Genomic DNA, 12,281 nt, shown 5'->3' with positions numbered 1-12,281 from the left:
AGAAGGAGACGACATGCGAGCTTGGACCAGCGTCGCCGCGGCGGTAGCGGTGACCACGGCATTGGCAGTCGCACCGACGACCACGGCTTCGGCGGCCGCGTGCTCCGCCAAGCCCATCCAAACCGCGCTAGACGGCCTGAAAAAGGTCGGTCTCCCCGGAATCGTCCTGACCGTGCAAAGCCCGGATTGCGGCCTGTGGAAAGGCGGCGTCGGAAAGTCGGATGTCGAGACCGGCCGCGCGATCACCGGCGACGAACACTCCAGAATCGGCAGCGACACCAAAACCTGGACCGCGGTGGTCGTCCTGCAATTGGTCGCCGAAGGCAAAATCAGCCTGAACGAAACCGTTGACCATTACCTGCCCGGCCTGATCCGCACCGCCCGCTACGACGGCCGCAAGATCACCATCCGGCAGTTGCTGCAGCAGACGAGCGGCCTGCCGGACTACCTGGACTCGCCGTTCTGGGAGGATGATCAAGCGCACCGCTGGGAACACTTCGACCCGATTCAGACCGTTAAACAGGCCCTTTCGCTTGCCCCGCCGGACCGCGCCCCCTCTGGTTTCGCGTACTCCAACACCAACTACAACCTGGCCGGCATGGTGGTCACGAAGGTGACCGGCCGCGGCATCGGCACCGAACTGACCGAACGGATCATCAAACCGCTCTGCCTGGACGAAACCTATTGGCCCGGTGACGAAACCACGATCGACGAACCGGACCTGCGGTCGTACACCGACGGCGTCGACACCACGGAATGGAACGTCTCGGAAGCGGACGCCTCCGGCGAATTGATCTCCACCGGAGCGGACACGACGAAATTCTGGACCGCGCTGCTGGGCGGAAAACTCCTACCCGCCGCGTTGCTGACGGAAATGAAAAAGACGGTCCTGGACGACGGCGGCGAAGGATACGGCTTAGGCGTGCAACGGTATGAACTGACGCCGAACTTCCCGACGTGGGGCCACAGCGGCGGCATGGCCAGCGGTCACGACTTCCGCAACGCGGTGACCGAGGACGGAAAACGCTCGGTGACGGTGTTCATCGACACGGCGGACTACTCGAAAACCCAGTCGGACCGGATAGACGCGATCGTGGGCGCTCTCGTTCGCGACATCCGCTAGCACCTCCGGGCGGTTGCGGCGTCCCCCAGCGCGGCAACCGCCCGGATCCCCGCCGCGCTCAGGCGTTCGCGAGACGAAGACGCTCAGCCGCCTGCTCTTCAAGCGCGGCACCGCAAATCGGCGGATCTCCGTGCAGCGCTTCCCACCTGGCATTGTGCGCTGCTGGCCACAGACTCGCCGCCCACGCGACTTCCATTTCGGCCAAGGAAAACCGGCGGCCTCGGAAGTCCTGATAGGACTCCAGGAATGCCGCGGAACTCTCGATCGGCGCCAGCGTCGGCGGGATTGTGCTCGGGAACATCCCGCTCGCCGCTCCCGCGAGCGCTGCTTCCGGTTGCCAGGCCAGGCTGTCCCAATCATGTACTGTCCAGCCTTCGTTGATATCCCAGCGGAGGTTCTGCGCCTCGAAATCGCCGTGGCCGAGGACGTTCGGCAGATCGGCCGCGAGCAGTCGGCATCGAGCCCGGTCGGCGGTTTTGGTTACCTCCTCGGGGACGCGGCGCTGGTCTCGTTCGTCCAGGAAGCCGAGCGCTGGCCACAAACCAGGGTCGCTGTGGTCCCAGCGCAGCCAGCGTGGGTTCGGCAGCGGCGGCTTCACCGAGATCCCGGCGAGGGTCGTCAGCAGCAGGGCGAATACCTCGGCATACCGCACTGCAACGTCCGGCGAGTCCCCGGGAACGACGTCTCCGCCCGGCCGGTATTCCTCGGCGTGCACGGCCAGGGAACCGACCATGACGGCCGGTGTCAGCGGCCGTGCGCAGGGAAAGCCTCGCTCAGCCAGCTGCGTTTGCGCCGCGACGCACGCGAGGGCGCGGCCGTCGTCCGGGCGGGCTTTGACGACGACCTTCCGGCCGTCTTCGAGGCACAGACCGTGCACTGTCGAGACCTGCCGCGCCTCGAACAGTACGTCGACCGGTGCGGTGCCAAGGTGCGTGCAGCACCAATCCGACAGCCATTGTTCCAACTATTCGACTCCCGGTGCCGTCGTGCGTCGTTCGGTGGACCGGCGTTCGATGGCCTCCGCGACACCGTCGATCGCCCGTCGGATCATCGCACCGTACGCGTCGTCCGCGAGCGCGTCCTGTCGTTTTCGCGCTTCCGCGATCTGCTCGGTCGCCGCGCTGAACGAGCCGAGGCGGCGGAAGTTGTCGGCCAGGTTCAGGTGGAGCGACGGGTAGAAGCCTTCGATCCGAAGCCCGGCGTCATGCGCCTGCACCTGCTCGTCGGTCACTGTCGCGGCGGCGTCCAGCGCCCTGATGTCCCACACCAGTGCCTCTGCCGGGTCAGTGAACAGATCTGCTTGGTAGTGGGCGAGAACGCAGCGGTAGAACGGATCACCGCCCGGTCCGATCTCGTCCCACAGCTCCTGCAGACGGGCCCGTGCGGCGTCCGTCGCGCCCGCTCGGCCCTGCGACACCGCGGAGGTGATCTCGGCCATCATCCGGCATTTCCTTTCACTGGCATGGCAAGGGTGGTCAGGTCTCCGTCGTCGGCTGAGCGCACGACGACCGGCAGGTGCGGGGCCGCGACGTCCAGCATCACGTCCGGACCGACGGCGGTGCTGATCGCGGGATGGAGCGTGCTCACGGCGAAGGAGAGTGAGATGGGCGACCCCGTGACGTCTGCGGGGATGGTTTCGGTTCCTGCCGTGGCCTCCCCGGCGGAGAGGTTCAGCTGAATCTGCGGCGTGGATTGGCGTTCCAGGCATCCCACCAGCGCGTTTCGAGATATCACGGCCCGTGTAAGGACTTCTGGCAGTGACGCGAGCATCAGCCGGTAGTCAGGGAATTCGTCGGCGACAGTGCGGCAGGTTCGTACTGTCGTGTCGTCGCCTTGGAAGCAGGCCTCGTCGCCGCGCACGCTCAGCCGTAGTTCGTGCTGACGGCGCGTCCACGGCATCGCGAGGCGGAGGTCGTCAGCGTCGATGGTCGCGGTCCAATGGGACACACTCGGTTCGGCGGGGACCAGCGTTCGGGTCGACAGCCGGTACCGGTCGGTGGCGGTGAGCACGATCGTCTCCGGGGAGACTTCGAGGTGCACGCCGTTGAGCACCGGCAGGTCCTGCGACGTCGCGGTCAGCACCTGCTCGACGGCAGCGGTGAACACCGGCCCGGTGAACCGGACCGACAGTGCCGACGCCGTCGCGCCCAGCGTGGCCTTCACCGCCGTGGCGGTTTCCCGAGCCTGCTGCACTTGGGATACCAACCCGGCGACGTGGTCGTCGATGATCCGGGCCGCGTCGGCGGGCTCCGCCGCGAGGACCGCGCCGACCCGCTCCAGCGGCAGGCCGATCTCCCGCAGCCGCCGGACGAGCAGCGCGGCTGAAACCTGGCCGGGGGAGTAGTACCGGTAGCCGGATTCCTCGTCGACACGGATCGGCCGCACGAGGCCGGAATCGGCGTAGAAGCGCAGCGCGCTGGCGGTCAGGCCGCAGCGGCGGGCGAACGCGCCAATGGTGAGCAGGTCGGGCACCTGCCCATCATCGGGCTTCAAGCAGCTTGAAGGTCAATCCCGGAGCAAGCGACCACGGGATTTCCCCGATTGTGCTAGTACAGACAGGTGAGCGACCCGATCGAGGAGGCGGCGCTGTCCGGCGGGACGGCGGCCGAGATCGCGCTGTCGGTCGAGGGTGCCATCGCCGCCGGCCGGCTGGTGGCTGGCGCGCGGCTGCCCACCGTGCGCGAACTCGCCGCGCGGCTCGCGGTGAGCCCGGCGACCGTCAACGCCGCCTACCGGACCCTGCGCAACCGCGGCCTCGTCGCAGCCGCCGGCCGCGCTGGAACCCGCGTGCTCGAACGGACCGCGCCGATGAACCGCGCGCTCGGCGCCCCGGTCGGGCCCGGCGTGCGCGACCTCGCCGACGGCAACCCCGATCCCGCGCTGCTGCCGCCGTTGCGGCCCGCGCTCGCCGAACTGTCCGGAAGGCAATGGCTTTACGGCGAATCCGGCAACCTGCCCGCGCTGCTGGACTGGTTCCGCCTCGACTTCGAACGCGACGGCCTCGCCGCCGACCACCTCGCGGTAACCGGTGGCGCGATGGACAGCATCGAGCGGGTCCTGCAGGCACACCTGTGGCCCGGCGACGCCGTGATCGTCGAGGATCCGGGCTTCGGCGGCGTCCTGGATCTCGTGTCCGCGCTGGGCTTGCGCCCGATCGCGGTGCCGGTCGACGACGACGGCCTGCGCGCCGACCTCCTGCAACGCGCGCTCGAACAACGCCCGGCGGCCTGCGTTCTCACGCCGCGAGCGCAGAACCCGACTGGTGCCGCACTCAGCCCGGAGCGGGCCGCCGAACTGCGGAAAGTGTTCCAGCGCCACGAAAACGTGCTGGTGATCGAGGACGACCACGCCTCCGCCATCGCTGGCACGGAAGCGGTAACCGTTGCCGGACAAGGGGATTTCCGGCACTGGGCGGTGCTCCGCTCGGTGACCAAATACCTCGGACCGGATCTCCGGCTCAGCGTCGTGAGCGGCGACCAGTTGACCGTCGACCGGGTGCTCCGGCGACAGCAGGTCGGCGCGGGCTGGGTGAGCCACCTCCTGCAGGAACTGGCGGTCGCGATCCTGCTTGACCCCGCGACGCCGAAGCTGCTCGCCTCCGCCCGCGAGACGTACCGCGAACGGCGTCAGGCGCTCACGGCAGCGTTGGCGCGCCGCGGAATCACCCTGTCTGGACGGTCTGGGTTCAACGGCTGGATCGCGACTCCGGCCGAGGGCGCGGTGGCGCAGGCGCTCCTCGCGCGGGGCTGGGCGGTGCGGACAGGGGAGGGGTTCCGGACGAATGTTCCGGCGGGATTGCGGGTGACTTTCGCGAGCTTGTCGCCTGTTGAGGCGGAGGAGTTCGCAGCGACGCTGCATGCGATTCTGCGGGGCGACGGGCGTGGTTATCCCGCTTGACCGGCTGCCTGAGCGCCATGACGTGCTCGTGAGCCTCGGCGAAGTCCTCGACCCACCGGTCAAGATGGACCTGCTGTCGCGTCGGGCCGTCCGGCCGCTGCGGCGGCACGTGGTCCGGCGCGAGCTGCACGCCGATGCGCGGGACACCGTCCACGGTGACCATGTGCCAGTCGCTGTCCGCCTTCACCTGGCCGCCGAGCATGCCTGCCCAGAACGCGAACATATCGCGCTCAGACCCGGTCCAGAATCTCTCGCAGCCGCACGATGTCCCCGGTTTGCGTACGCCAGCTGATCACGCACACCCGCAACGCCGGCCGCCCAGCGACGCGGACCGGGCTCACCCACGCGGAGCCGGTGGCGTTGACCCGATCCGCGAGTTCGCTGTGCCACCGCCAGGATTCCTCCGGATCGACCGGCGCGTCGGCGCGGGTCGCGCACACGATCGGCAGCGGCGTGTCGTTGATGGCGATCCAGCCCGCCCCGGTGAGCTGGTCGCGCAGATCCTGCCCGAGCGCCGCGTCGTGCTCGATTTGGTCGCTGTAGCCGGAAACCCCGTACGCCAGCAGACTGAGCCACAGCTTGAGCCCGATGAATCGCCGCGACCACTGGGTGCTGGTGGTGTACGGATCGGCGGTGTGGTCCACCCGGCCGGGCATGTATGAGGTCGACACCGCGAAAGACGAACTCAGCTCAGCCCTATCGCGCGTGAAGAACATCCCGGCACCCATCGGCACCGACAGCCATTTGTGCGCGTCCACCGTGATCGTGTCCGCGCGTTCGATCCCGGTCAGGAACCCGCGCAGCCGATCCGACAGGCAGGCGGCACCGCCCCACGCGGCGTCCACATGGAACCGCAGCCCGGCGGCCTGCGCGACGTCGGCGATCCTCGGCAACGGGTCGATCATTCCGGCACCGGTGGTTCCGGCCGTGGCCACGACGAGGAACGGCGCTTTTCCGGCGCGCCGGTCGTCCGCGAGCAGGGTTTCGAGCGCGGCGACGTCCAGGCGACCGCTCGCGTCGGACGGCACCAAGCGGCAGGCGTCCCGGCCAAGACCCGTCGCGTGCGCGATCTTCAGCCAGGCCAGATGAGAATCCGCGCCCGCATAGAACACTGGCGCGGCGTCGAGGGAGCGTAGGCCACCGGTGCTGTATTCGGGAAACGCGTGAGTGAGGGCGGTCAGCACGGCGGTCGCGTTGGCCTCGGCGCCGCCGCTGGTGAAGTGGCCGCCCGCGGTGTCCGGGAGACCCAGGCGTCCCGCGAAAAGGTCGATGCAGCGCTGCTCCGCCTCGACCGCGAACGGCGCGTGGCTCCACGCGGCGAGCTGCGGATTGACCGCCGCGGTGATCAGGTCTCCGGCCACCCCCGCCCAGGTCGCGGACGGGTTGAACAGCCCGAAGTACCCCGGATGGTCGGTGTGCACGGTCCAGCGGTCGAGGGCGGCGAGCACGTCCGGGACCGCTTGTTCGAGGTCTTCCGGCTTCTCCAGCGGGTACTTCCCGAGCCAGCCGCGGATCTCCGCCGCGTCCGCGGTCATCGGGCTCGCCGGACGGTCCGGCCGCGTACGCCACCCCTCGACCAGCTGATCCACCACGCTGTGCAGCAGCCTTGCCGCCGATTCCGCGTCCGTCGCGACCCCGCCGCGGTCCTGCCCGTTCGCCATCAGTCCGCTCCCCAGATTGTGCTAGTACAGAACTGTATTTGTACTAGCTGGATATCGAGGCTAGGTGCCTCCGGGGATGGCCGCAAGCAAGCAATTCCGGCCATTCCTGGCCCGATCCGTGCGCTAGGCCAGGGCGAGCGCGTCGTCGATCGTGGCGTCCAGGAACGCGAGCGTGTCGCGTCGTCGCGCTAGAGGATTTCGGTAGCTGCGACGGCCCTCCGCGCCTTCGGTGCGGAGACTCAAGCTCTCCGCGACGATGCGCTGCCATCGCGAGTCGAATTCCCTTGCGGCGTAACGCCCCGCGCCGCATTTGGACGTCAGCTCTCCGGTCGCCAGCAGGTGGTGCAGACGGCTCACGCCGAGCACTGCCCACACTGGGAACCAGGAGCTCATTCCGATCGCGAGCGACAACGCACTGGTGCGCCGGTTCTTCTCCCACCACGGCCGCCAATAGCGGCTCAGATTGTCGACAGTGAACGCGCGCAAGGCATCCTGGTCCGCCCAAACGTCCACATTGGACGCTTCCGGCCCACGCAGCGCGATCCCATAGCGGGCGAGCTCGCAGAACGTCACCGGATTGACGCCATCGCGGCCCGCCTCGGTGAATCGGCTTTCCTGCGCGCAAGGAACGTCCGGACAGGCATCCGGCCCGGCGGCGAGGTCGGCCCAGGTCAGTACGGAGCCGTCGAAATGCGGTTTCGGGAACTCGGCGACCGTCATGGCATGCGCCCGCGCCAGCGCCTCGACCTCGCCGGGTTCCGCGCGTCGATCAGTGACCGCGACGAAGTCGATGTCGCTGGCCGTGCTCAGCCGCCCGCGTCCGGTGCCGCGAGCGTGGAAGTCGCCGAAGCAAACCGAGCCGACCAGGTAAAAACCGGTCACCAGTCCCGGCGCGACCCGGTCCACTGTGGACAGGAACAGGGTGGTGCTTCGGCGGACTTCCTCTGGTATCTCATCGGGCACGCCTGCCACGTTACCGAGCTACGCGAGTTCGGCCGCGGCCTTCGCCAGCTCGTCGACGCTGCCGGACATGACCGTGCGGACGTGCTTGGTGAGGTGCTCCAGCGGCCAGTCCCACCACGCGATCGCCAGCAGCCGCTCGACGTCCTCGTCGCTGTACCGCCGCCGGATCAGCTTGGCCGGGTTGCCGCCGACGATGCCGTAGTCCGGCACGTCGTCCACCACGACGGCCCCGGACGCGACGACCGCGCCGTGCCCGATGCGGACGCCCGGCATGACCATCGCCCGGTAGCCGAGCCAGACGTCGTTGCCCAGCACCGTGTCGCCGCGACCGGGCAGGCCGGTGATGACGTCGAAATGCTCGGCCCAGCCGCCGCCCATGATCGGAAACGGGAACGTCGACGGCCCGTCCATCCGGTGGTTCGCGCCGTTCATGATGAACCGCACGCCCTCGCCGAGCGCGCAGTACTTGCCGATCACGAGCCTCTCCGGCCCGTAGTGGTACAGCACGTTGCGGGTCTCGAAGGCGGTCGGATCGTCCGGGTCGTCGTAGTAGGAGAACTCGCCGACGTCGATCAGCGGCGAGGTGACCAAAGGCTTCAGCAGCACCACTCGCGGCTGCTCGGGCATCGGGTGCAGGACGTTCGGGTCTGGGGAAATGGGATTCTCCTCGGGGTTGTTGTCTCAGTGGCGGGTGGCGGTGGAGGCGAAGCCCGGTCTGGGGCATCGGTTGCTCCGCGAGCGCCAGCTGCGGTTGTTCGGGCGGGACGGTCGGGTCTGGGAGACCGGACTCTCATCAGGGTTGGGACTCAGCGGCGGGCGGTGGATCCAAAGCCCAGCCTGGGGTTGCGGTCGCTCCGCCAGTGCCGGTCGCGACTGGTCGGGCGGGACGGTCGGGTTCGGGAAAAGGGAACTCTCCTCGGGGTTGTCTCAGTGGAGGGCGGCGGATCCGAAGCCCGGCCAGGCGTGCCGGTTGCCCCGCCTGCGCCAGCCGCGGTTGTTCGGGTGGGACGGTCGAGGCTGGAGACTCCCCTCGCGGCCGAGGTCTCAGCGGCGGCCGGCGGTGGATCCGAAGCCCAGCCAGGTGTGGCGGTTGCCCCACCAGCACCAGCCGACCTTGGGGGCGTTGCGGCGTTCGCTGCCGTCGCGGCCGGTGCCGTTGCTGATCCACAGTGCCGGCGTGCGGGAGTCGAACTTGCCGTTCTCCTTGCGCAGCCGGGAGCCGATGGTCATGAAGCAATGATTGCGCTCGAGCGCCGACGGCTGCTGCAGCACCCAGTGGATCCCCTCGGTGAGCAGCAGCGGACTCCGTCCGGCCTTGGTGATCGCGGGCAGCGCCTCCTCCGGGCTCCAGTTTCCCATCTCGTCGCCGCGGTCGATGTCGGTGACCAGGTACAGCGGCGCGTCGGGCAGGTCGACGTCGCGCGGCGCGAACTGGTCGACGTCCGGCATGTCGGTGACGACGAATCCGGCCTTGCCCTCGCGTCGGAGCAGCGGCGAGAGCGCCGACGCGGGCGCCCGGTCCGGGTGGATCGCCAGCAGTGCGCCGTCGGCGTCGCTGTGGTCTGCCGCGAAAGCGCGCAGGTCGTCGGCGGAAAGCTGCGCGATTTCGGGCACCCCCAGCGAGATCAGGTGGCCTGCCTGGTCCGCGAGCGACGGGAGAGCGGCGATCGACAAGTGGTTCTCCTTCGGGTTATGTTTACGTCGGTAGTAAAAGTATGCCTAGACCCAGAACTGCTGTCAAGGTAAAATTACGTCGGAGGTAAGTTTTCGATGGAGCTAGGCCTGCGGGAAGCCAAGAAGCAGGAGACACGCCAGCTGATCTCCGACCACGCGACGCGGCTTTTCCTGGAGCAGGGCTTCGAGGAGACGACGATCGCCCAGGTCGCGGCGGCCGCGCGGGTCGCGAAGAAGACGGTGACCAACTACTTCGCCCGCAAGGAAGACCTGGCTCTGGACCACCAGGAGGAGTTCGTCGCGACCCTGGCCGCCGCGGTGGGGTCGCGGGAGCCGGGGGAGTCCGCGCTCGGGGCGCTGCGGCGGGCGTTCGAGGCCGCGGTCGCCGCGAAGGACCCGGTGGTCGGGTTCGCGGGGCTGGAGTTCAGCCGGATGGTCGCCGAGAGCCCGACGTTGTCCGCGTGCCTGCGGGGCCTGCACCAACAGCGGGAACGGGCCTTGGCCGACGCGCTGGCGGACGCGGTGGGCAGCGACCGGTCGGACATCACCGTCCGCACCGCGGCCGCGGTGCTGGGGGCGGTGCACCACAGCCTGTTCGAACGGATCGAGGAGCTGACCCTGGCCGGACGGCCGGACGACGAGATCGCGGAGACAGTCGCGAAGGAGGCGCGGAGGGCGTTCGACCTGCTGGAACCTGCGCTCGGGAGGTACGCGGTGGCTTGATCTGGCAGGCTGCGGTCGCGGGACGAACTCGCAGGAGTCCGGCCCGCTCAACCTTCCGCCGAAACCCGCGCTCGGGAAGTACGCGTTGCCTGATCTGGCAGGCTGCGGCCGCGGGAGGAACTCGCAGGAGTCCGGCCCGCTCGAGCTTCCGCTGGAACCCGCGCTCGGGAGGTACGCGGTGGCCTGATCCGGCAGGCTGCGGTCGCGGGACGAACTCGCAGCAGTCCGGCCGCTCAACCTTCCGCCGAAACCTGCGCTCGGGAAGTATGCGGTGGCCTGATCTGGCAGGCTGCGGCCGCAGGAGGAACTCGCAGGAGTCCGGCCGCTCAACCTTCCGCCGAAACCCGCGCTCGGGAAGTACACAGTGGCCTGATCCGGCAGGAGCGAGGCCGCAGCCGCGGGACAGGAGTCCGGCCCTCTCGAGCTCCCGCCGAAACCCGCGCGAAAAAGTTCTCCCCGGGATGTCGATCCGCCCGCACCCCGATCGTCGCGTCAGTGAGACCAGTCAGCGAGACCGGTCAGCGAGACCGCCGACGAGACGACTTCAGGGGAGAGACCAATGAGTGCAGGACGACGCGAGTGGCTGGGCCTGGCGGTGCTGGCCCTGCCGACCGTGCTGTTGTCGCTGGACATGAGCGTGCTGCACCTCGCGGTTCCGCACCTCGCCGCGGATCTGCGGCCCTCCAGCACGCAATTGCTGTGGATCATCGACATCTACGGCTTCATGATCGCCGGGTTCCTCGTCACGATGGGCACCCTCGGCGACCGGATCGGCAGGCGGAAGCTGCTGATGATCGGCGGCGGCGCGTTCGGGCTCGCGTCGGTCGCGGCGGCGTTCTCGACCAGTCCGGAGATGCTGATCGCCGCGCGGGCGGTGCTGGGGATCGCCGGGGCGACGCTCATGCCGTCGACGCTCGCGTTGATCAGCAACATGTTCCAGGACCCGAAGCAGCGCGGCACCGCGATCGCGGTGTGGATGAGCTGTTTCATGGGCGGCATGGTGGTCGGCCCGGTCGCCGGCGGGTTCCTGCTGGAGCATTTCCGCTGGGGTTCGGTGTTCCTGATGGGCGTTCCGGTAATGGTTCTGCTGCTCGCGACCGCGCCGAAGCTGCTGCCGGAGTACCGCGACACCTCGGCCGGACGCCTCGACCTCGCCAGCGTCGGCCTCTCGCTCGCCGCGATCCTGCCGGTCATCTACGCGCTCAAGGAAATCGCCAAGAACGGCTTGTCACTGACCGAAATCGTCGTGCTCGCCGCCGGTCTCGCGGTCGGCGCGGTGTTCGTCCGGCGGCAGCAGCGGCTCGAGCATCCGCTGCTGGACCTGCAGTTGTTCCGGGTGCGCGCGTTCAGCGCGGCGGTGGCGATCATGCTCGTCGGCGCGGTCACCATGGGCGGGGTTTTCCTGCTGGTCAGCCAGTATCTGCAGATGGTCGCCGGGCTGAGCACTGTCGACGCCGGGCTGTCGCTGGTTCCGCAGGCGCTCGCGGTGGTCGCCGGGTCGATGATCGCGCCTCGGCTGGCGCGCCGGTTCCGTCCGGAATTCGTGCTGGGCTTCGGAATGCTCGTCGCGGCGGGCGGAATTCTGTTGTTCACGTTGGCCAGCGGCTCCGGCGGTGTGACATTCGTGGTGCTGGGCATGTCGATCGCGAGCTTCGGGATGGGGCCGCAGGGCGTGCTGTGCACCGAGATGGTGGTCGGCTCGGTACCGCCGCAGCGCGCGGGCGCGGCTTCGGCGATGTCGGAGACCAGCGCGGAATTCGGGATCGCCATGGGGATCGCGGTGTTCGGCAGCGTCGCGACGGCGGTGTACCGGGGCCAGATCGCGATCCCGGCGCACGTGCCCGCCGCGGCGGCCGCTCAGGCGACCGACAGCATGGCCGGTGCGATGGCGGCGTCGGCGAGCTTGCCCGGCGCGACGGGGGAGCAATTGCTGGCCACAGCACGGGATGCGTTCACTTCCGGGCTGCACACGGTGGCCGGGATCGGCGCGGCGATTGTGGTGGTGTTCGCGGTGGTCGGGATGGTCGCGCTGCGGCGGTCCACGGCGGCGGCGCGGGTTGAGGAGCCGGTGCCGGTCGCGTCGTGACGCCCCGGAAGACCTGTTGTGCGGTCGCGGTTTCCACGACACACGACAGCGGGCCGGGGGGGCCGGCCCCAGGGTCGGGGCCCCCGCCCCCCCCCCACCCAGAGCGGCCGCCCGGGTTTCGCGCGCGCCCCCCCCCCCCCCAAACCCGCCCCCC

At 69.1% G+C, this 12,281-nt stretch carries 11 protein-coding genes and 1 pseudogene; 4 read left to right on the top strand and 8 right to left on the bottom strand.

From position 1 onward, the window contains the following. The first annotated feature begins 13 nt into the window (after positions 1-13). Positions 14-1,123 (top strand): serine hydrolase domain-containing protein, encoded by a 1,110-nt coding sequence (locus tag ACFXI3_RS33770; protein WP_378405093.1) that lies wholly within the window; start codon positions 14-16, stop codon positions 1,121-1,123. Between the two features lie 58 nt (positions 1,124-1,181). On the opposite strand, the gene ACFXI3_RS33765 is transcribed toward ACFXI3_RS33770, so the two are convergent. The 3 genes from ACFXI3_RS33765 to ACFXI3_RS33755 are packed head-to-tail and all read right to left on the bottom strand — an operon-like array spanning position 1,182 to position 3,595. Next, positions 1,182-2,087, bottom strand: a complete 906-nt coding sequence (locus ACFXI3_RS33765; protein ID WP_378405091.1) for a phosphotransferase — start codon at positions 2,085-2,087, stop codon at positions 1,182-1,184. Further along, the gene (locus tag ACFXI3_RS33760; RefSeq protein ID WP_378405089.1) at positions 2,088-2,564 is read right to left on the bottom strand and encodes a hypothetical protein; all 477 of its coding nucleotides are present in this window, start codon (positions 2,562-2,564) and stop codon (positions 2,088-2,090) included. Further along, positions 2,561-3,595, bottom strand: coding sequence for a MerR family transcriptional regulator (locus ACFXI3_RS33755; RefSeq protein ID WP_378405087.1), 1,035 nt, complete (start codon positions 3,593-3,595; stop codon positions 2,561-2,563). Before ACFXI3_RS33755 ends, ACFXI3_RS33760 begins: the two co-directional genes overlap by 4 nt. A gap of 87 nt (positions 3,596-3,682) precedes the next feature. On the opposite strand from ACFXI3_RS33755, the gene ACFXI3_RS33750 reads away from it, so the two are divergent. After that, a complete protein-coding gene (locus tag ACFXI3_RS33750; RefSeq protein ID WP_378405085.1) occupies positions 3,683-5,020 on the top strand; it encodes an aminotransferase class I/II-fold pyridoxal phosphate-dependent enzyme in 1,338 nt (445 codons plus the stop codon). Positions 5,021-5,075: 55 nt separating this feature from the next. Here ACFXI3_RS33750 and ACFXI3_RS33745 read toward each other — a convergent pair. The 5 genes and pseudogenes from ACFXI3_RS33745 to ACFXI3_RS33725 all read right to left on the bottom strand — a co-directional run. Then, positions 5,076-5,222: pseudogene (locus ACFXI3_RS33745) on the bottom strand (VOC family protein); the annotation flags it as partial. A 28-nt stretch (positions 5,223-5,250) separates the two neighbouring features. Beyond that, a complete protein-coding gene (locus tag ACFXI3_RS33740) occupies positions 5,251-6,681 on the bottom strand; it encodes a pyridoxal phosphate-dependent decarboxylase family protein (RefSeq protein ID WP_378405083.1) in 1,431 nt (476 codons plus the stop codon). Positions 6,682-6,804: 123 nt separating this feature from the next. Further along, a complete protein-coding gene (locus tag ACFXI3_RS33735) occupies positions 6,805-7,644 on the bottom strand; it encodes a hypothetical protein (protein WP_378405082.1) in 840 nt (279 codons plus the stop codon). An 18-nt stretch (positions 7,645-7,662) separates the two neighbouring features. Next, a complete protein-coding gene (locus ACFXI3_RS33730) occupies positions 7,663-8,271 on the bottom strand; it encodes a CatB-related O-acetyltransferase (protein WP_378405080.1) in 609 nt (202 codons plus the stop codon). Positions 8,272-8,688: 417 nt separating this feature from the next. Beyond that, the gene (locus ACFXI3_RS33725; protein WP_378405078.1) at positions 8,689-9,318 is read right to left on the bottom strand and encodes a DUF5701 family protein; all 630 of its coding nucleotides are present in this window, start codon (positions 9,316-9,318) and stop codon (positions 8,689-8,691) included. Positions 9,319-9,414: 96 nt separating this feature from the next. On the opposite strand from ACFXI3_RS33725, the gene ACFXI3_RS33720 reads away from it, so the two are divergent. Together ACFXI3_RS33720 and ACFXI3_RS33715 are read left to right on the top strand one after the other, a co-directional pair. After that, complete coding sequence (locus tag ACFXI3_RS33720; protein WP_378405076.1) at positions 9,415-10,041, top strand: TetR/AcrR family transcriptional regulator; 627 nt, start codon at positions 9,415-9,417, stop codon at positions 10,039-10,041. A gap of 559 nt (positions 10,042-10,600) precedes the next feature. Beyond that, entirely contained in the window at positions 10,601-12,127 is a 1,527-nt protein-coding gene (locus ACFXI3_RS33715; RefSeq protein ID WP_378405074.1) for an MFS transporter, read from the top strand. Positions 12,128-12,281 lie beyond the last annotated feature (154 nt).

The organism is Amycolatopsis sp. NPDC059235, from assembly GCF_042754125.1.
Classification (GTDB): Bacteria; Actinomycetota; Actinomycetes; order Mycobacteriales; family Pseudonocardiaceae; genus Amycolatopsis; species Amycolatopsis albidoflava.
This window is presented reverse-complemented; position numbering and strand designations above follow the sequence as displayed.

Excerpts from the sequence above, each read along its gene's own strand:
- ACFXI3_RS33770 (WP_378405093.1), top strand. The coding sequence starts at position 14 with ATGCGAGCTTGGACCAGCGTCGCCGCGGCGGTAGCGGTGACCACGGCA.
- ACFXI3_RS33760 (WP_378405089.1), bottom strand. The coding sequence starts at position 2,564 with ATGATGGCCGAGATCACCTCCGCGGTGTCGCAGGGCCGAGCGGGCGCG.
- ACFXI3_RS33740 (WP_378405083.1), bottom strand. The coding sequence starts at position 6,681 with ATGGCGAACGGGCAGGACCGCGGCGGGGTCGCGACGGACGCGGAATCG.
- ACFXI3_RS33730 (WP_378405080.1), bottom strand. The coding sequence starts at position 8,271 with ATGCCCGAGCAGCCGCGAGTGGTGCTGCTGAAGCCTTTGGTCACCTCG.
- ACFXI3_RS33720 (WP_378405076.1), top strand. The coding sequence starts at position 9,415 with ATGGAGCTAGGCCTGCGGGAAGCCAAGAAGCAGGAGACACGCCAGCTG.
- ACFXI3_RS33715 (WP_378405074.1), top strand. The coding sequence starts at position 10,601 with ATGAGTGCAGGACGACGCGAGTGGCTGGGCCTGGCGGTGCTGGCCCTG.